Here is an 18,877-nt window from a genome sequence, read left to right on the forward strand (position 1 = left end):
CTGGACCTGGAGGGCACGGCGGGCGGTTGGGTCCCGTCGCTGGTGCAGCACGCCCTTGCCCTCTCCCCCGCCGACCGGCAGCGCCTGCGCACACGCGCCCGGACGTCGGCCGGGCAACCGCGTCCCGCACGGACCCTGGAGCGGCCCCCCGCCGCCCCCGGGCCGCCGGGCTTCGGCTCACTGCTGGTGCACATGCTCGCTCTGCGCAACCTGATCCCGTCGGCCGGCGCCGAGACCAATGTGCCTGATGTCGGGCGTCTGCAAGGCGGCCTCGACCATCCGAATGGTCCGCGACGGCGTGGAGGAACTCGACGCCGAGCTTCTCGGCGGTGTCGCGGCGGTGCTCGGCGTGCCGGTCGCCGTGCCGGCCGCGCTGACCGGGGTGAGCGCCCCGGCTCAGAGCGCCGGGCTGTCGCCGGAGGTGGCGGACGTGGCGGCGCTGATCTGGAAGGTGCGGCACCTCACTGAGCAGGAGGTACGTGAACTCTCCGACTGGACAGAAGAGCTGAACCGCAACTGAGGCGCTGGGGCACGCGTCGGGCGCGTGCCGTGCCCGCGATCGTCCGCCGATCGCGGGCACGGCGCACGTCCGTCGCCCCTGAGGTCGCTCAGACCGCGAAGCGGTGGTGCCCGGAGCCGACGGCGAAGACCGCGCAGCCGTCCTCCATCCGCAGGAAGCGCTCACCCCCGCTGACAGAGGAGTCCGTCCAGCGGTCCCGGCAGTCGCGCGAGGTCCAACGCCTGTGTCAGCGCTCGCGCATAGTGCTCCTTGCGGCCGCCGATGGTCCCCATGAAACGCCGCAACTGCGCCTCGACCGTCCGCTCCCGCTGGGCCGGCTGCCGTTGGAAGATCCGGAAGGTACGCAGGTCTCCCTGGTCGTCGATGACCTGCTGGACGCCGTCCGTGCCGAGCGCCCGGATCAGTTCGTCCTCCAGGGTCGGCACGGCAGGTGAAGAAGCCCAGCGCCTCCAGGTCGTCGGCGGTCGGGACGGTGCCGAAGCCGGTCCGCTCCAGGCCCTGGCGGAAGAAGCGCTGCTCCGCCGCGTCGCACAGGCCCGCGGGACGGACGTCGAGTCCGTCGGGCCCCAGCAGGCGCAGGAAGCGGGTGATACCGGTGGCGCCCCCGAGCGGCACGACCAACGACGCCCTCGGCGGGCGCCGGCGTGTCCCCGTCTCCCCCGGCCCAGGTGATGACCGTCTGCCGGAAGCGCGTCGCTGTGTCCACGGGGGCAGTCTCGCACGGTGATCCGCGGGTACGGAAAGGTTTTTCCGGTACGTCGCCGAGGGCTTCCCCGGGTACGTCAACGGGGTGCGGGAGGCCGCCGCGCCAGGTACAGCCCGACGCCCAGGGCGAGCGCCAGCACACAGCCGGCGAAGGTCAGCCCGGCGTTCCTGAGCCCGATCCCCAGGGTGAGGGCCCCGACGCCGACCACGGGCAGGGAGATGCCCAGGTAGGCGATGACGAAGAAGGCGGACACGGTCGCGGCCCGGTGCTCGGCCGGCGCGGCGGCGCTGATTGCCGTCACCGCGCTCCGGAACGCGAGCCCCTGGCCGAGACCGCCGCACAGCGCACCGGTGACGAGCAGGGGAAGCGAGGCGCACAGCAACGAGGCGCCCACCAGCAGGAGTCCGGCGACCAGCACGAAACAGCCGCCCGGCAGGGCACGCCGTTCCCCGACCCGTCCCATGAGCGCCTGCCCGGCCGTCGAGGCGAGGAAGACGGAGAAGACGACGAGTCCCGCCAGGGCCAGGTTGTGCACGTCGAGCGTCTCGGACACGAACGCGGGGGCGACCGCCGTGAAGAGGCCCAGCAGGGAGAACCCGGCGAAGGCGGCCAGCGCCGAGGTGGCGAACACGCCGCGCATCGCGGGCGGGACGGCCAGTCCCTGAGGGCGCAGCCGCACTCCCCGTACCCGGGATGAGGCGACCGTCTCGGGGAGGAGCCAGGTCAGCACGGCGGCCACGGCGATCAGCGCCAGGTGCACGACGAGGGGAGCCGCAGGGGCCAGGGGGCGTACTCGGCGAGCAGCCCGGACAGCAGCGGGCCGCACCCCAGGCCGCCCATGTTGGCGGCGGTCGCCGCCAGTCCCGCCCGCGCCGCGCGCCCCGGCGGGGCCAGTTCCATCACGGTGACGGTCGCGGCGCCGCTCAGCAGTCCGGCGGCGAACCCGGAGAGGAGCCGTCCGGCGAACAGGGCGGGGAGCCCGCCCTCGAAGAGGAAGCAGAAGGCACTGGCCGCCGAGAAGCCCAGGGCGGCCAGGAGGACGGGCCGGCGCCTGGCCTCGTCGGAGACGTTCCCGGCGAGCAGCAGGGTGGCGATCACGCCCAGGGCGTAGACGGCGAACACCACCGTCACCATCAGTTCGGAGAAGCCGAGCTGTTCCCGGTAGAGGCCGTAGAGCGGTGTGGGGAGGGTGGTGCCCGCCATGCCGATGGCGAAGACGGCCGCCGCGGCCGGGTAGCCGAGGCGCTTCCTCCGGTGGGCGGAGCCTGGCGTCCGGCTCATGCGTCGGGCGGAGGGTCCGTCGGGGCGGCGGAGGTGATGTGGGTGAGCGTGCACAGCCAGCGGCCGTCACGCCGGACGAAGACGTCCGTGACCCATTCGTCGGAGTCGAAGCGACGGCCACCGTAGTGGGCGGTGTTCGTCATCCGCGCGGTGACCGTGGCGGTGTCCTGGTGGACGCGGACCCTCGACGGGCTGATGGCTCGCATCGCCGAGTGGGTCAGGTCACCGGACCCTACGTAGCCGAGGAACGTTTCGCGGTCCGTGATGCCGGACTCGGAGACGATGACCCATTCGTCGGCCTTGAAAGCGCCGATCCGCGGCACGTCGTCCGAGACGATCGCGGCGGACCACTCCTCCACCAGGGCGACGAGCCGCGCCTGAACCGCAGGGTCCCGGGCGTCGGTGTCGTTCGGCGGGGGCCCGGATCCGGCTCCGCTGTCTTCCATTGTCCGAGCGTAACCGTGGGGTGCGCGGGGCGCAGTTCATGGGCGGACGGGTGGGCGGCCGCCCATGGACCGAACGGGCACGGGGCGATACTCACGGGGCCGGTGGCTCCTTGTGCGCTACGTGGACGGGCCGCCCTCGTCCGTGGCGGCCGCGTCTCCGGGTCCTCGGCCCGCGGGCCGGTCGGGCAGCTCACGGCAGCGGACCATGAAGGACCGCTCGAAGACGATGACGGTCTCTCCCGTCGACTTCGTTCCCGTCGTCTCCACCGTGATGATCCCCTGCCCCGGCCGGGACCGGGACAGCCGTTTGTCGAGGATGCGGCTCGTCGCGTAGAGGGTGTCGCCGACGAAGACGGGGCTCTTCAACCGGACCCTGTCCCAGCCCAGGTTGGCCACCGCCCGCGCCGACAGCGCCTGCACGGTCATCCCGCCGACCAGGCACAGCGTGATGCCGCTGTTCACCAGGACCCTTCCGTACTCGGCGCCGGCGCCGTAGTGCTGGTCGAAGTGGAGCGGGTGCTGGTTCATCGTCAGCAGGGTCAGCCAGGTGTTGTCGGCCTCGGAGAGGGTACGGCCCGGCCAGTGCCGGATCACCATGCCCGACTCGAAGTCCTCGAAGTCCCCGCCGTGCTCCTCGACGTACTCGTTGTCCTTGACGTGACGCAGGGTCATGCGGCATCTCTCCGGTGATGTCACTTGCATAAGGGGCGGCGCGGACGGGCGCGCCGGTGCGAAGGGCAGAGCGTGCGGGGCGCTGCCGTCAGATCGCCACCATCACGTTGTCGGAACTGCTCGTTCCTCCTCGGACACTGACGATCCCGGCGGAGCCGTCGCCGAAGAACCGGCAGAACAGTCCGGCCGGGCGGCCACCGAATATCAGGGGCCCCAGCACCGGGGCGACATCGACGTCGTACGGCTCGTCGACACCGTCGGCGATCAGCGCGACCCGGCAGGTCTGCGGCTGTACGAACTCCTGCACCACGCTGGTGCGGCCCTCGACGGCCTCGGCGACGGCAGTCTCCCAGGCGGACTGTTCGGCCTCGCGGCCGATGACGACCTGTTGCCCGCTCTCCCCGAGGGCGGCCTTGAGCACCAGCAGCTCGCGGTTCTTCAGCACGAACGGCAGCAGGTCGACCTGCCGGCCCTCGCGGTCGGTCCTGCGCTCCGAGAGGATCCGTGTCCACGGCAGGTACCGCTCGATGAGCCTGCGGTCTCCCTCGGTCATCCAGGGCCGCCCCTCCGACAGCAGCCCCATGGTGAGCTTGCTGTGCAGGAACGTCGAGGTCTGGGTGCCCACCAACAGGCAGCCGTGGTCCAGGGCGTCCTGGACCGGTGTGGTGTCGAGGCCCGCGTCGAGCCAGTCCGGAATGGTGAAGTTCCGCAGTCCGACCGGATAGCGCAGATGCGGGGCGCAGTCCCACGCCTCGGGCAGCTCCTCCGGTTCGAAGAAGCGTGCGGTCAGGCCGTGGCTGTTGTAGTAGTCGGCCTCCATCTCGAAGTACCGCCGCTCCACGCCGGTCACCCGGGCGCTGCCGACGACGGCCACCCTCGGTGCCACCGCCGACTCCGCGCTGAGCGACCGGAACATCTCGGCGCGTACGGCGAAGGGGCTCGGCGACCGGAACGGGACCCGGCCCTCCTCGTCGGCGTGGAGTCCGCGCCACACCGCCAGACGGCTCTGGGTCTCCACCACGCCGCCGAGCGCACCGCTGACGTTGAACTCCAGGAACTGCGGCCCGTCGGGCCCGATGACCAAGTCCGGGCGGACCACGGAGTCGGCGTACCGCTCCTCGACGAACGGGTCCCGCACCCACAGCCGGTCCTCGGTGGCGGGCATCTCGTAGGCGGTCAGCCGGTCGGCGGTGGTGTGCCCGCTCTCCAGGGCGGTACGGCGCAACAGGTCGACCAGCGCGACGCTCGCCCGGAAGATCTCGGCGTAGGCCGCGCGCGGGATCGCCATCGGCGCCGCGGGAAGAACCTTCTGGTGCGGCCAGCCGGTGTCCCGGAGCTCGTGCCGCAGCATCTGCCGGATCGTGTCCGCCGGCGCGGCGGGCCGCAGCCGGTGGCGGCCGAACCACGGGTGCGTGTTTCCCTGACCGAGGTCCTCATGCGTGTCCATCCGACACTCCCTCCTTGGTTGACGGAACGGCGGGCGGGTCGCCGGTTCCCTGCTCGGCCGTAGGGCGCTCCTCGAACAGCGCCACCGCGGCGGCGGTGTCCTCGATGGCCAGGCCGACCGTACGCAGGACCGAGGTCCGGCCGGTGACGGCGACCTCGCCGCTCACCAGGCTGCCCAGTTCGTGCAGGTGCTCGGCCTTGATCAAGCCGTCGGCCAGTGCGGCCCGGATCTCCCCCGCGCCGTCCAGCGCGGCGGACCGGTCCTCGACGATGGTCACGGCATCGGCCAGCAGGGCCGGGGCGAGCTCGACGGCGTCGGGGTGGGTTCCGCCGATCACGTTCACATGCGCTCCGGAGGCCACCCAGTCCGCCTCCACCACGGGTGTGCCGTCGCCGGTCGAGGTGGCCGTGCAGATGATCGCCGCGTCGGTGACGGCGTCCCTCGCGGTGTCGCGGACCGTCACGCGGACGGGGTGTGGTGCGGTGTCGCGGATCCAGTCGGCGAACTTCTCGGCCCCGGCGCGCGTGCGCGAGTGGACGCGGACCGTACGGATCGGGCGGACCGCCGTCACCGCCCGGAAGAGGGCGCGCGCCTGGACTCCCGCGCCGATCACCGCCAGGTCGTCGGCGTCGTCGGGGGTGCACCAGCGGGTCGCCAGTGCGGCGACGGCGCCGGTGCGGACGGCGGTGAGTTCGGCGCCGTCCAGGAGCGCGGTGATCTGCCCGGTCTCCAGGTCGGTGAGCGCGACGATCCCGTGGATGAGCGGCAGCCCGCGTACCGGGTTGTCGGGGGTGAGTGTGGTGACCTTGACGCTGCCCACCGCGCGCTGCTCCCAGACGGCGGGGCTGACCAGGAGGACGCGCCGGTCGCCGTGCTCGACGACCGTGCGGGCCGGGGAGCGGGTGCGGCCGGCGGCCAGGTCGACGAACATCTCGCCGAGCACGTCGACGACGCGGAGCATCCGCCGGGTTCCGGCCATGTCGGCGGCCTGGACCATCACCGGCGCGGTCACGCGGTTCCACCGGTGCGGCCGAACCGGCTCGTCCAGGCGTCCTCGCGCGCCACCGTGGTGCGGGCCAGCCGGGCGAACGGCGGGCCGACCATGTTGCCGTCCAGGACGGCGATCCCGCCGTCGGCCGCCGTCACGGCCTCCACCACGCGGCGGGCCTGTCCCAGCTCGTCGGGCCGGGGCCGCAGGAGGCGGTTGATCACGTCGAGTTCGCCCGGGTGGACCGTCGCCTTGCCGTGGAAGCCGAGCGCCCGCGCCCGGGTGGTCTCCTCGGCGAGGACCGCCGGTTCGGCGAGCCGGTAGTTGGCGGTGTCGACGCACGCCGTGCCGTACCGGGCGCAGGCCATCGCCATCGCCTGCCGGGCGGCCAGCATGGCTTCCCAGGTGATGTCGACACCGAGTGTGGCGGCCAGGTCGGCCGAGCCGAGCACCAGGCCGTCGGCGGAGCGCGCCATGGAGTCGATGCGGGTGACCGCCTCGGCCGTCTCCACCGTCACGTAGATCTCGGGGGACGCGCCCGCCGAAGCCAGCATCCGGCGCAGCAGGTCGACCTCGTCCGCCGAGGTCACCATCGTCATCAGGACGATGCCGGGCCGCACCGGGCTGTCGGCCAGCATCAGGACGTCCTGGACCCCCGCGAGGCTGCCGAGCTCGTTCATCCGCACGGCGACCTGTCCCGGCCTCGGCGTCTTCTCCAGCGCGGCCCGGCAGACCGTGCGGGCGGCCTGCTTGTCGGCGGGCGGTACGGAGTCCTCCAGATCGATCAGGTGGACGTCCGCGTCGTACGACCAGGCCTTCACCACCTTGTCCGGCGACAGGGCAGGCGTGTAGAGGATGCTGCGCGGAATCGCCCTCGCCGCCCCGGTCACCGGGTCACCGCCGCGGGGAGCCCGGTCGCCGGGCGCGCCCCGGCCTTGATCAGCGCGGTGCAGAGCCGCTCGATCTGTTCCGCACTCTGGCCGGCCCGCAGCATCACCCGCAGTCCGGCGGTACCGCGTGCGACGATCGGGAAGAACACCGGTGAGGTGTAGAACCCGGCCGCGAAGACCTGTTTCGCCGCCTCGACGACCGTCTCGTCGCCCATCGGCACCACCCGGATCGGGTAGGTGCTTTCGGCCTGCTCGGTCAGGACGAGCGAGTCGAACAGCGCGATGTTGGACCGCAGGCGCCCTTGCAGCGATGTGAGTTCCTCGGTGCGGTGGATCTCGGCCGAGGCGAGTGCCGCACCGACCGCGGCGGCGTTCATCTTCTGCGAGTAGCCCAGCGGGCCCGCGAACCGTTCGATGAGCCGGCGTGTCTCCTCGGGGTAGCCGTCGAGCAGGATCGCCGTGCCACCGGCTCCGAATCCCTTGGTCAGGGTCGCCACGGTGATGGTCCGTTCGTCGAGCACCGGGGCGTGCGTGCGTACGTAGCCGATGCCGCGCTCGCCGTACGCGGACAGCGAGTGCGAGTCGTCGTAGAAGACCATGAGGTTGTACTTCTCCTGCAGTTCGGCCAGCTCCTCGACGGGCGCGTAGCCGCCGAGGCTGTCCGAGCCGTCCACCACGTAACAGACGCGTTCGTAGGTGCGGCACATGTCCTTGAGGAAGTCGAGGTCGTGATGGCGGCAGGTCACGACCTCGCTCTCGTCGGCGCAGCTCGGCTTGGCGTTGGCCAGTGAGACATGGGCGTTCTTGTCGAAGACCATCAGCGGCTTGGTGCCGTTGCCGAGGTGCCCCGACGCGATCATCGGAAGGAGACCGGTGCTGGCCGCCGCGGTGGAGATCGCGCTGATCACCATCGCGCCGAACAGCTCGCCCAGCGACTCCTCCAGCTCCAGCAGCACCGGTGTCTGGACGCGGGTGCGCGGGATGCAGTGGTCGAGCACGCCGAAGCGGCGCAGCGAGGCGACCGCCCCGTCGATGACCTTGGGGTGGGTGTCCAGGTCCAGGTAGGAGCAGACCGTGAAGTTGACGAACTCGTGCCCGTCGGCCATGTGGAAGACGCCGTCATCGAGGTCGCCGACGATGCCGGCGACCCCGTTCTCGTAGGACGCGTTCCAGAAGGCGTTGCCGATCCCGATGAGTTTGTCGTTGTTGCGGTACCGGTGGGTGGGGGTGATGGTCCTGCGCTCGCTCATCGGGAGTTCCCCTCGGTGGGCTTGTAGCTGTAGACGCCCTTGAGTCTCCGGTAGGCGTACGTGTACAGGGCGACGCCGAGCACATGCGGCCTGCGGAGGATCTTCTTGGACTTGAGCCAGAAGTTGACGTTGATGTTCATCTCGCCCAGCGACTCGGCCTGGTGCCACCAGCCGAGCGGCAGGTAGAGCATGTGGCCCGGTTCGAGGACGAAGTCACGGCGCTGGGCCAGCTTGGCCGCGAGCCTCGGGTAGCGCGACAGGTCGACGTCGTCGAGGTCGACCACCTTGGACTTGTCCCCGAACCCGCGAAGGACCGACCTCGGGTAGTAGTCCCGCACACCGGGTGGAGCGATGATGAACCGTTTGCGGCCTTCGAGCGCGATGTTGAAGTTCTCGAACTCGTCGAAGTGGTTCTTGGTGAACACGCCGCGGTGGCTGATCCACAGGTTGGCCGCGTACAGGCTGTCGGCGTAGCCGAAGAACTCCTCGGCGTCGAAGCCGATGACGGCGTTCACGTCGGCCGGACTGCTGCGGATGTTCGACACCACCCGGTGCCAGGTGTCCGAGCTGGTCAGGTGTCGCTCGTCCGCGAAGAACTCGCGGAGCTTGATGTCCCGTGTCTCCCAGCGCCCCGGGTGGTTCTTGTCGCCCGGCTCGCTGAACAGGGTGACGGTCATCTCGGCGAGGCGCGCCGCCACTTCGTCCCGGCCGAGTCCCTGCACGTCGGCCGGCAGCTTGATCACCACGGGGCGGTCGGCCCGGTACAGCCCCTGGGGGCCGATGGCCAGGAATGCGTCGAACGACATGCGGGTGACCTCCACACCCGCTGTCCCGTTCGACTCGGGCACAGCTTCCGGAACTGCCATGTCGTTGGTCCTCCCTCTTCACCGGGTCACATGACTCGTCAGCCCTCGGTCTTGCGGCCGCTCAGCTCCGCCACCACGTCCACGATCAGGTCCTCCTGGCCGGCGATGGCCTGCCTGCGGCCGAGTTCGAAGAAGACTTCGCGCGGGTCCACGCCCGCGGCCCCGGAGAGTTCGACGACCCGGTGCTTGAATCCGGAGAACACTCCCGCCAGGCCGCTGACGATGCTCATCGAGGCGGTCACCGGTGGTGCGGGCATGAGTTCGCGCTCGGCGAGGTCGGCGGCGTCCAGCAGCGCGTACAGGTCGACGCCCGTGGTGAACCCGCTCCGCTCCAGCACCGGAACCAGCACCTCCAGCTGGGTGTTGCCCGCCCCCGCGCCGAAGCCGCGGGCGCAGCCGTCGATGATCAGCGCGCCGGCGTCGGCGGCGGCCACCGAGTTGGCGACGGCCATGCCGAGATTGTTGTGTCCGTGGAAGATCACCGGGACCGTGTCGACCGCCTCGACGATCGCGCCGATCCGCGCGGTGACGTCCGAAGGGAGGAAGTGGCCCGCGGAGTCCATGATCCCCACGGCCTGTGCCCCGTATCCGACGGCCTGTGCGGCCTGCTCGGACAGCTCGTCCGGGGAGGCCATATGACTCATCATCAGGACGCAGTGGGCTTCGGCGCCCGCGTCCCGCAGGAAGCCCAGATGGTGCTCGGCCAGGGACGTCTCGGTGGCGTGCACGCCGATGCGGAAGACGTCGACCCCGTGGGCGACCGCCCGTCGCAGGTCCTCCGAGGTGCCCCAGCCGGGCAGCATGAAGGTGCCCAACCGGCTGTGGCGCAACGCCTCGCGGACGGTCGTCAGCATCTCGTCGTCACTCGCCGCGGCCTGCCCGACCTGCAACGAGGAGGCGCCCAGACCGTTGCCGTGGCCGACCTCCACCACGGGAATCCGCGCCGCGTCCGCCGCTTCCGCGTAGCGGCGCAGTGCGGTCAGCCCGAGCTGGTGCCGGACGGCGTGCTGGCCGTCGCGCAGCGTCGGGTCGTGGATCACCACGTGCTTCACGAGGTCACCCCCATCCGCGACGCCCGGCCCGGCCGGGCCGCGTACTGCTCGGCGACCATGACGGCGGCGGCGTTGATGATGTCGAGGTTCCCGGCGTACGGAGGCAGGACGTCACTGTGCGCCGTGACCTCAAGGATGACCGTCACCACATCGTCGACCGCGGTGCAGGCGACGACCTCGTACCCGGGAGCGAAGGACCGCACCTGCTCGGCCGCTCGGTCGACGACCGCTCGCACCGCCGCCGGATCGGCCTCGGCCGTGCGGGCACGGATGGCGGTCCGGAAGGTGGCCGGCGGTACCGCCGGACTGATGTTGAGGATCACCTTGACGTCGCTCACGCCGGAGAACGTCGTCACGGCGTGGCCGGTGGCCGCCACGTACTCGTCGAGGTTCAGCCTGGTCGCGCGGCCCGCCACGTCACTCGCCACGGTCGAAACGACCTCGATGTACGTCACCGGGAAACGAGCCGCGAGCGCGTGCACGACCGGAACGGACGCCTGGCCGCCGCAGCTGATCAGATTGACGTTGCGCGCGGCCGCCGCCGATACCCCGGTCACGGTGGGCGCCACCATCTGCCCGACCTTGCTGGGGGTCAGGTCGATCACCAGCGTCCCGAGCGGCTCCAGCAGCGGCCAGTGGTCCCGGTGGGACGCGGCGCTGGTGGCGTCGAAGACGACGTCGAACGGGCACGCCGCCGCCAGTACGGCCTCGATGCCGGCGGCGGTGGTGGCGCAGCCGAGGCTCTCGGCGTACCGCAGGCCCGCCGACTCCGGATTGCGTCCGGCCACCAGCCGGCAGTCCAAGGTGGGTGACCGGTCGATCTTGCTGACCAGATCCCGCCCGATCGCCCCGGTGCCGATGACGGCGACCGTCACCGATTCGACGACGTCCGGACGGGCGATCTTCAGGCCCGTCGCGAGACTCAACGTATGCCTCCGGGGCGCCGGAGGTGGCACACCCGCGGATGACGTGAGAGGCGACAGCGGGTGCCGGTCGCAGGTCTCGCCGCATCGGGTTCGTAGGTTCTCATGAACGTTGTTCCCACCCTTCCATCTGCGCGCGGCTGCTCCGTGGCAGCCCTGGCTGCGGGCAACCGGGTGCCTCGCCGGGATGTCCGTCCGTTCCGGACCGTGCGCCGAAGCGGTCGGTCACGATGCCTCTCCCGACGCCTCTTCCGCAGACCCGGCCGGCCATTGATGCCGGCAGGCCGCCGAGGGGCGAGGAGTCGGTGAGGCGAAGCGCGGTCGCGCGGTCGGAGGACGAAGAATCACCAGCCGCATGCCGTCGCGCCGAAACGATCGGCCCTGAGCACGAACCGGAGGCTCGACGCAGTGTGCCGAAGCCCCGTTGACGGCATGTCCTCCCATGCATGCACGCCGCTGACCGCCGATTCACCCGCCCAGCGGCGGTGAACATATCAGAAGACCGCAGGACGCAACCCCCTTCATTCGCACACGGATTGATCTTCCTGGGAGGCGCCCGGCCGGTTCGTCCCCGGCACTCGATCGACGGGCATGCGCTCCCACCCGTCGGACGTGATCTCTCCCTCGACTCCGCCGCGGACGCCGACTACTCTCGGGGCCCCGTGCACCTGGCTGTACGGGCCCCGGCGAACGACGACGGGCTGGTGGGGGCGTCGACGGCGGGGCAGCGAATCGAAGGGGGAGGCAATGTACTGCCGGCTGCGCTGCCACGCGCTTTCATGACCGCGTCGACGACTGACAAGGCCGGCTCGCAACGGCCGCTTCTGGGACGCGACTTCTCCCGGCTGTGGTGGTCCGCCGCCGTGTCCTCGCTCGGTGACGGGGCCACGATCGCCGCCGCGCCCCTGCTCGCCACCCGTCTGACCGACGACCCCCGCCTGATCGGTGCGGCCTCGGTCGCCTTCACCGCGCCGTTCATCCTGTTCGGCATCCCGGCAGGGCTGCTGGTCGACCGGATCGACATCCGGGCGATGATGGTGCGCGTCGACGTCACGCGGGCCGTTCTGCTGGCGGTGCTCACCTTCGGGATCCTCGGTGGCTGGGGCGGGTTGCCGCTGCTCTACGTGTGCATGTTCCTGCTCGGCGTGGGCGAGGTCCTCTGCCGCAACGCGGCCCAGGTGCTCGTTCCCTTCATCACCCCGCAGGCCGGGCTCGCCACCGCCAACGCCCGCATCATGGCCGCGCAGGAGGCCGGCACCGGCTTCATCGGCCCGCTCGTCGGCGCGCTGATGTTCGGTGTGGCGACGGCCCTGCCCTTCGGCGTGGACGCGGCCACCTTCCTGTGCTCCGCCGTCCTGATCAGCCGCATCCGCCGCACCCGGCCGGTGGAGCGCGGACCGGACAGGGCCGGCGTGCTGTCGGACATGCTGGCCGGCGCCAAGTGGCTGTTCTCGCATCACCTGCTGCGCAGCCTCGCGCTGGTGTCCTGTCTGATCAACCTCGCCGGGAGCGCGATGCTCGCCGTGCTGGTGGTGCACAGCGGGAAGGTGCTCGGTCTGGGTCCGTTCGGGTACGGCGTCCTGCTCGCCTGCCAAGCCGTGGGAGCCGTCCTGGCCTCACGCTTCGCCCCCGCGCTGACGGAACGTCTCGGCCGGGAAGGAGCGCTGGTGGCCACCGCCGTCCTGATCACCACGAGCGAGACGGTGCTTGCCGTCGTGCCGTCGGTGTACGCGGCCGGTGTCGCCCTCGCGATCTTCGCGTGCGGGACGGTGACGTGGAACGTCGTCGTGGTCGTCCTGCGGCAGACCCTGGTGCCGCAGCACCTGCTCGGCCGGGCGAACAGCGTGTACCGGCTCGTGGCCTGGGGCGGACTGCCCGTCGGTGCGGCGGCCGGCGGCATCGTCGCCGCCGAGGTCGGCACCCGCGCCGTGTTCGGCGCCGGCGCGGTGGTGATGGCGGCGGTCGCGATGGGGCTCCTCGTGGGCGCCCGCCGCCGGTGGATCTCCCGCGCCGAGCAGACTCCGCGACCGACAGGGACGGACTGAGCGGGCAGCCGTCCGGCACGCCTCGGCGCGCCGGCCCCGTAAACGAACACGGCACCGTAACCGAACGTGGCACCGTAACCGAACCCGAAACGGCACCGTACCGAACACGGCACCGTACCGAGAACGGCACCGTACCGAGAACGGTCCACTCCGGAAGGACACGCAATGACGACCACGAGTCCGCCCAAGCTGCCCAGGCCGCCCAGATCGCGGTTGGGCCACGCGTACGGGGAGCAGCTCGCGCGGAACGCGTCGACGGGCCACCCCGCGGCCGCCGCCCTGGCATCCGCCACACTGAAGCTCGCGTACCAGGACCGGTTCCTGAACGGCCCCGCCTTCCTCAGCGAGAGCGAACTGCGCACCCTCGTGGGCGACCTCCACACCGTCTACGCGCTGCTGCGCTCGCTCCCGGAGCGTGGGTTCGGCGGAAGCACCACGGCGCTGGCCGCGGCGGTCGGCATGGACCCCGTGCAATCAGCGCTGATCACGCGGAGCGCCCGGACCGGGCAGCTCCTCCCGCTGGGGCGGGCCGACCTCTATCACGACGGTTCGGGGTTCAAACTTCTCGAATTCAATATCACCAGCGCGCTCGGCGGCTTCGAGAACGCGGACATCAACCGGGCGATGCTGGCGTACCCACCGCTCGAAGAGTTCGTACGGCGGCACGAACTCCGCTACGAGGACACGCTGGGCCACATGGTGCGGACCATGTACGCCGAGTGCGCCGCGAACATCCCCACCGACCGGGCACCCGTCGTCGCCGTGGTGGACACGGTGGAGAACTTCGCCGTCGTGGGACCCCGGCTGCGGGTGTTCGCCGCGAAGCTGGCCGACTACGGGGTCGAGGGGATCGCCTGCGACCTCGGCGAGCTCACGTACCCGAACGGCCGGCCAACGGCCTCGGGCCGAACCGTCGACGTCGTCTTCCGGTACTTCCTGCCCGAGGACCTCACCGACCCCACCGCGGCGGCCCAGCTGGAGCCGCTGCTGACCGCGGTCGAGCAGGGCAGGCTGGGGCTGTTCAGCCGACTGGACGCCGAGCTGTACGGCAACAAGGGCACCCTGGCGATGCTCTCCGACGAGCAGTACCGGGACCTGTTCGATGCCGCCGAACTGGACTGCCTCGACCGGCTCCTGCCATGGACGCGGTACGTACGCCCACGCGCCACGGATCCTGGCGGATCCCGGGTCGACCTGCTCGCCCACGCCCTGGGCCACCAGCACGAGCTGATCCTGAAGCCGACGCTGCTGCACGGCGGCAACGGAATCATCGCCGGCTGGGAGGTCGACCCGGCGGCGTGGGAAAGCAAGGTCACCTCGGCGATGAACGGCCCGTTCGTGCTCCAGCGCCGTGTACGTCCCGCCGCCGAGCCGTTTCCCGACAGCGTCGGCGGCCTGCGGGAACTCTTCCTCAACTGGGGCGTCTACGTGGGCGCACGCGGCGTCGGGGCCGACGGATACGCGGGAGGTTTCGTACGGGGCAGCACCGATCCAGCCGTGGGGGTGGTCAGCATGGGTGGCGGCGCTACGGTCGGCTGCGTCTTCCACGGCGGCGACTGCTGATCTCACGCGGCCGAACCCGGTCCGGCGGCGGGGCGTCACCCGCGTGATGTCGTGATCTTCGGGTCGCGCTCTGATCCGATGCTCGGGAACTACGAGGAGGAAACGGTCAATATGGTCGCGCCCGTTGTCCTGGTCCGCGGTGCCAGCAACCGGCCGGGCGCCTCACGGCGTACGCGCCTCGCGAGCGCGGGGCCGGAGGAAGCGTGGAACTCTACGTGCCCTTTGGGGGCAATAGTCCGTTAGGGGTGGCGCGGACGCACTTGGCGTCCCGAACGGAGGGATGTTTGATGTCCACGAAGCGCGTTGCCCGCCGCCTGCTGGTACTGACAGCCACGGCGGCCACCGGCACGGCTGCGTTGAGCGGTCCGGCCGTCGCGAGCACGAACATCCTGGCGGTCGGCAAACGCCGCTTACGACACCACGATGATCAACAAAGACCGTGACGTCACGGCGGTTGGCGGGACGACCTACAGCAGCGGGGCGGGCAACGGTCTGGTCCAGCTTCCGGTGAACAGCCCGCAGAACCGCGGTGGCGGAGGCAGCCTGCTCTTCTCGGACCACGCACTGAAGACCGACGTCACCGCAGTGGTCTGGGAGCGATGAGCTACCGGCGGTTGAAGGGGTCCCTGGCCAGGATGCGGACGTCGTCCCTGGTCAGGATGTGCCTGCGGCGGAATGCTTCTGCGGCTGGTCTGGCGTCCGGTGCTGTGTCGGGTGCGGTACGCGGTAGCGATCCGGTCAACGGCTACCAGGTACTGGAACAGGTGGTGCAGCTACCGGTCAGCACGTGGCGATACCACTGGGACCCGCCACACGTACGCCACTTGGGCCCCATGGCGCAGGACTGGTGGAAAGCGTTCGGAGTCGGTGAGAACGACCGGACGATCTGCTGCACCGACGCCAACGGGGTGGCCATCGTCGCCATCCAGGCACTGCACCGGGAACTGACCGAACTACGAGGTGAAGTCGAGGCCCTACGAGCCGAGAGTCCACGACAGACACACCCAAGGCATGCACCTGCACACATGACATCCGAGAAGGCCGCAGACCAAGCGTAGGAATGCCCTGCGTACCAGCTGCACTGCCCAGGGATGCCGACTCACCAGAACAGGTGCCAACTGATCCGAGCATTCTCATGACGTGCAGCCTCTGGGTGGCTGCCCCGGCGGGGAGCCGCCGTCCTCTCAACGAGCGCTGGTGGTGCCGACGGACCCGTAGGTCCCGGAGTGCGGCGGGGCGCGCGGGGGCGCGGCGGCCGGCGGGGAGGCAGTGGACGGCGCGGTCGACGCCGACCAGGAGGTCGCCGACGGGGATGCCGTAGTGGGCGGAGAGCCTGCCGACGCCGGGCCGGCGACCAGGCGGTGGTGCCGGCCTGCTTGCGGCTGATCTGGGTCTGGTTCAGTCCGAGCCCGGCCGCGAGGTCGGCTTGCCGCTCACCGGTGAGGTGCATGAGCGCGGCGACGGCGAGCCGCAGAGTGGCTCTTTGCTGGGCATATGCGTACTCCGCATCAGGTACGCATCGAGATCGGGTGTCGCCCGGCATCGCGTACAGCAAGTTCCTCGTCAGCGCAGGTGAGCGGCGAGTCTTCTGTCTCAGCTGGCAGCCCTCCCACCTGAACACGCCGCCCGACGTCCCGGACGCGGACGCCGCACTCGCCCACACCATGGAGTTCTGGGGGGGGACTGGGTCGCACGGTGCACCTACGACGGCCCGTACCGCGAGGCGGTGGTCCGCGCGCTCATCACGCTGAAGGCGATGACGTATGCGCCGACCGGGGCGATCGTCGCCGCGGTCTGGGCGTGGTGGCTGATGGCGACGGTGGCTCCGGCCCCGGCCAGGGCGGTGGCGGCGCCGGTGACGAGGGCGACGCGCCCCTGGAGGGGCCGGTTTGCGAGGGGGCGGTCGAGGAAGGGCGTGGTCATGGGGCCTCCACCGGTGCGGGCGTGGCGAGCGCGACGGCGTCGTGGTCGGTGAGCGGGACGCTGTCGAGGTGCTGGGCCTGGGCGAGCTTCGCGATGAGCAGCAGTAGGTCGTGCTGGGTGAGGCGGTGGGGTGGGATCACGCCGAGGATCCGGAGGGTGAGGAAGGGTCGTTCACGCCCCGGTCGAGATGTACCCGGTAGAAGTCCATGGACCCGACGGCCGCCTCGTCACCACCAGGACCTGCATGGAGAACGGCTACCTCCCACCGTTCCACTTCCCCGCGTAGTGCTGTGCATCCACATCAACCGAATAATCCACAGGGTCCCGTTGCCACCGGAGCCGGCGCGCTGAACGCCCTCCCGCTCATCCTGCGTGTCAGCGCTCCTACGCATCCTTCACCGCTGGCGGCCGCGCGTCCCTGGGGACAACAACGACCTCGCAGCCATTGGTCGATCGCCAGTCGAGAGGCGCCCCTGCGCCCTTGCGCGCCCGCCGGTACGTCAGGGCCATGTCCCGCTGGAGCTTTCCCGTCCGGCCCGATAGTGGTACGCCACCACAGCCAGCCGATCCAAGATGTCCGCTCCTGGAGGAGCGGCGACGCAAAGGCGTAGGCCGCGGTGGTCATCTCCGCCAACGCGCTGGCGAGTTGCTGCATGTCGCCCAGCGACACCAGGTCCTGCCTGATCGAAACCCTGGCCGCACGCACAGCGCCGCGTACGACGGCCGCGTCGAGCGTGGCGACGATGAGCCCGAGCAGGGCCCGGACCGCGATCACCGGGAGGCCCCGGTGGACTGTCACGACTTCCTGCCGAACCAGTCAGACATTCATCCCTCTCCTTCGTCAGCTCCAAGGCCTCTGGTGCCGTGGGACGTTCACTTCTGGAAGAAGCTCCCCACAACGCGCTCCTCCGATCGCCCGCAAATTCACCAGGAACAGTTCCACGCGTTGCTGCCCTCCAAGACGGACGACGCTTCGGCGCCCCGTGTCCATCGTGATCGTCTACACGAAGCCAAGGCACCGCTTTCCCGAATGTTCCTCACCTGCTTCTGAGTGGCCATCTCCGCGGCCAGGACTGGCGGCATGTCGGGATCAATGACCTCGTGGACTTCATCCGGCGCCTTCGCAACCGCGGCGCAGATCCGACGGCGCTCGCCCTCCGGCCAACAAACCCCGTGCCGGACAGCCTCGAAGAAACAGGGCTACGAATTCCGCGCGGACACGACACACTGAGCTCTTTCCAACCTGACGGTGTGGACGGGTGTTTGGCTCGCTGTACGAACAGGCGGAGCTCCTGGTAGACGGGTTCACGACCAAGATCCCCTGTGCCGACCAGGAGCTTGGGGTGCTTGTCCACCCATCGGCCATCGATCTGCCCAGCACGCGTCTGCGCAACCTCGCTCAACAGCCGGCTGCTCGCCGTCGCGAGATCGGCACCCGATGGAGGCGCGTCACGCCGGGTCGCCAGGCCCTCCTGGTACTGGCCCACCTGCGCTGCGACGACACCTACGCCCAACTCGGCGCCGGATTCGGGATCGCGACGTCCACCGCTACATCCGCGAGGCGGTAGAAGTCCTGACCACGCTCGTGCCGAGCCTGGCGAGGTCATGCGGACCGCGAGCAGGACGGCCTTCGTGTTCCTGGACGGCACCCTGCTGCCGACTGACCGGATCGCCGCCGGCCGCCCGTACTACTCCGGAAAGCATCGGCGTCACGGCATGAACGTCCAGGTCCTGACTGATCCCTTCGCCCGCATCGTATGGGCTTCCCCGGCACTGCCCGAATCCACCCACGACCCGACCGCCGCCCGCGTCCACAGCCTCGTCGAGGCCCTGGCCGAGGCCGGAGGGGACGCTGGGCCGACCGTTCCTGCCAAGGCGTCGGCCCCCACATCCGCTTCCCGATCCGGGGCCGGAAACTCAAGCGACGACAACGGCACCAGGACACAACCCACGCCAAGATCCGATGCGTCGGCGAACAGACCATGGCCACCCTGCTTGGCTTGGTCGAGCCGGAGGACAAGGTCGGTCAGTGGGCCAGCGGTCCCTGGACGTCCTCCGCGAGTCGGCCGAGGACCAGGCAACGGGCGTCAGGCTTACCAGTAGTTGGCCGGGGTTGCCCACGGCCTCGGAGTACCGGACCTGCCGTGCTCCGGGCGACCACCTTCCGGCAGGCTATGTGGAACCGGTGGGCACGCTGCTGCCGAAAGGGACTGGGCTTGATCCGCTTTGACGGACATTCGAGATCAGGGGTTCGTCCCCGGGAGGATGTCCATCATGGAGAGCATGGGGAAGAAGAAGCCTCGCC

The 18,877-nt window shown here is 70.5% G+C and carries 16 protein-coding genes and 4 pseudogenes; 7 read left to right on the forward strand and 13 right to left on the reverse strand.

Translation table 11 applies throughout. The annotated features are described in order from the left end of the window. The first annotated feature begins 247 nt into the window (after positions 1-247). Complete coding sequence (locus tag ACGF2Y_RS30210) at positions 248-520, forward strand: hypothetical protein (protein WP_392954013.1); 273 nt, start codon at positions 248-250, stop codon at positions 518-520. 161 nt (positions 521-681) lie between these two features. On the opposite strand, the pseudogene ACGF2Y_RS30215 reads toward ACGF2Y_RS30210, so the two are convergent. From ACGF2Y_RS30215 to ACGF2Y_RS30265, 11 genes and pseudogenes are all read right to left on the reverse strand, one after another. Then, a pseudogene (locus ACGF2Y_RS30215) lies at positions 682-1,226 on the reverse strand (ATP-dependent endonuclease). Between the two features lie 76 nt (positions 1,227-1,302). Beyond that, positions 1,303-2,507, reverse strand: a pseudogene (locus ACGF2Y_RS30220) (MFS transporter). Then, positions 2,504-2,953 (reverse strand): nuclear transport factor 2 family protein, encoded by a 450-nt coding sequence (locus tag ACGF2Y_RS30225; protein ID WP_392954016.1) that lies wholly within the window; start codon positions 2,951-2,953, stop codon positions 2,504-2,506. The pseudogene ACGF2Y_RS30220 and the gene ACGF2Y_RS30225 overlap by 4 nt, the downstream one beginning before the upstream one ends. A 117-nt stretch (positions 2,954-3,070) precedes the next feature. Further along, entirely contained in the window at positions 3,071-3,625 is a 555-nt protein-coding gene (locus ACGF2Y_RS30230) for a MaoC family dehydratase (RefSeq protein WP_392954019.1), read from the reverse strand. 88 nt (positions 3,626-3,713) lie between these two features. Continuing rightward, positions 3,714-5,072 carry a hypothetical protein gene (locus ACGF2Y_RS30235; RefSeq protein ID WP_392954021.1) on the reverse strand — a complete coding sequence of 453 codons (1,359 nt, stop codon included), beginning with the start codon at positions 5,070-5,072 and terminating at the stop codon, positions 3,714-3,716. Continuing rightward, on the reverse strand, positions 5,059-6,084 hold the full coding sequence (locus ACGF2Y_RS30240; RefSeq protein WP_392954024.1) for an ornithine cyclodeaminase family protein: 1,026 nt from the start codon (positions 6,082-6,084) through the stop codon (positions 5,059-5,061). Before ACGF2Y_RS30240 ends, ACGF2Y_RS30235 begins: the two co-directional genes overlap by 14 nt. Beyond that, a complete protein-coding gene (locus tag ACGF2Y_RS30245) occupies positions 6,081-6,950 on the reverse strand; it encodes an HpcH/HpaI aldolase/citrate lyase family protein (RefSeq protein ID WP_392954026.1) in 870 nt (289 codons plus the stop codon). Before ACGF2Y_RS30245 ends, ACGF2Y_RS30240 begins: the two co-directional genes overlap by 4 nt. Further along, positions 6,947-8,200: an aminotransferase class I/II-fold pyridoxal phosphate-dependent enzyme gene (locus tag ACGF2Y_RS30250; RefSeq protein WP_392954027.1), complete on the reverse strand. Its 1,254-nt coding sequence runs from the start codon at positions 8,198-8,200 to the stop codon at positions 6,947-6,949. Before ACGF2Y_RS30250 ends, ACGF2Y_RS30245 begins: the two co-directional genes overlap by 4 nt. Continuing rightward, positions 8,197-9,066 (reverse strand): cupin-like domain-containing protein, encoded by an 870-nt coding sequence (locus tag ACGF2Y_RS30255; protein WP_392954030.1) that lies wholly within the window; start codon positions 9,064-9,066, stop codon positions 8,197-8,199. Before ACGF2Y_RS30255 ends, ACGF2Y_RS30250 begins: the two co-directional genes overlap by 4 nt. A gap of 38 nt (positions 9,067-9,104) precedes the next feature. Next, positions 9,105-10,118, reverse strand: a complete 1,014-nt coding sequence (gene dmpG, locus ACGF2Y_RS30260; protein ID WP_392954032.1) for a 4-hydroxy-2-oxovalerate aldolase — start codon at positions 10,116-10,118, stop codon at positions 9,105-9,107. Then, the gene (locus ACGF2Y_RS30265) at positions 10,115-11,044 is read right to left on the reverse strand and encodes an acetaldehyde dehydrogenase (acetylating) (RefSeq protein WP_392954034.1); all 930 of its coding nucleotides are present in this window, start codon (positions 11,042-11,044) and stop codon (positions 10,115-10,117) included. Before ACGF2Y_RS30265 ends, dmpG begins: the two co-directional genes overlap by 4 nt. A 776-nt stretch (positions 11,045-11,820) precedes the next feature. Here ACGF2Y_RS30265 and ACGF2Y_RS30270 point away from each other — a divergent pair. From ACGF2Y_RS30270 to ACGF2Y_RS30290, 5 genes and pseudogenes are all read left to right on the forward strand, one after another. Further along, entirely contained in the window at positions 11,821-13,086 is a 1,266-nt protein-coding gene (locus ACGF2Y_RS30270) for an MFS transporter (protein ID WP_392954036.1), read from the forward strand. A gap of 165 nt (positions 13,087-13,251) precedes the next feature. Beyond that, positions 13,252-14,649 carry a hypothetical protein gene (locus tag ACGF2Y_RS30275; protein WP_392954038.1) on the forward strand — a complete coding sequence of 466 codons (1,398 nt, stop codon included), beginning with the start codon at positions 13,252-13,254 and terminating at the stop codon, positions 14,647-14,649. Positions 14,650-15,072: 423 nt separating this feature from the next. Continuing rightward, positions 15,073-15,252: a hypothetical protein gene (locus tag ACGF2Y_RS30280; RefSeq protein WP_392954040.1), complete on the forward strand. Its 180-nt coding sequence runs from the start codon at positions 15,073-15,075 to the stop codon at positions 15,250-15,252. A gap of 56 nt (positions 15,253-15,308) precedes the next feature. Continuing rightward, complete coding sequence (locus ACGF2Y_RS30285; RefSeq protein WP_392954070.1) at positions 15,309-15,707, forward strand: tail fiber domain-containing protein; 399 nt, start codon at positions 15,309-15,311, stop codon at positions 15,705-15,707. Between the two features lie 489 nt (positions 15,708-16,196). Further along, a pseudogene (locus ACGF2Y_RS30290) lies at positions 16,197-16,441 on the forward strand (glycoside hydrolase family 15 protein); the annotation flags it as partial. Here ACGF2Y_RS30290 and ACGF2Y_RS30295 read toward each other — a convergent pair. After that, a complete protein-coding gene (locus tag ACGF2Y_RS30295; RefSeq protein ID WP_392954072.1) occupies positions 16,351-16,572 on the reverse strand; it encodes a hypothetical protein in 222 nt (73 codons plus the stop codon). The pseudogene ACGF2Y_RS30290 and the gene ACGF2Y_RS30295 overlap by 91 nt on opposite strands. Continuing rightward, positions 16,569-16,712, reverse strand: a complete 144-nt coding sequence (locus ACGF2Y_RS30300; RefSeq protein WP_392954042.1) for a hypothetical protein — start codon at positions 16,710-16,712, stop codon at positions 16,569-16,571. Before ACGF2Y_RS30300 ends, ACGF2Y_RS30295 begins: the two co-directional genes overlap by 4 nt. A 1,203-nt stretch (positions 16,713-17,915) precedes the next feature. On the opposite strand from ACGF2Y_RS30300, the pseudogene ACGF2Y_RS30305 reads away from it, so the two are divergent. Continuing rightward, positions 17,916-18,566 (forward strand): annotated as a pseudogene (locus ACGF2Y_RS30305) (transposase family protein); the annotation flags it as partial. Between the last annotated feature and the right edge of the window lie 311 nt (positions 18,567-18,877).

The organism is Streptomyces sp. NPDC048142, from assembly GCF_043202835.1.
Classification (GTDB): Bacteria; Actinomycetota; Actinomycetes; order Streptomycetales; family Streptomycetaceae; genus Streptomyces.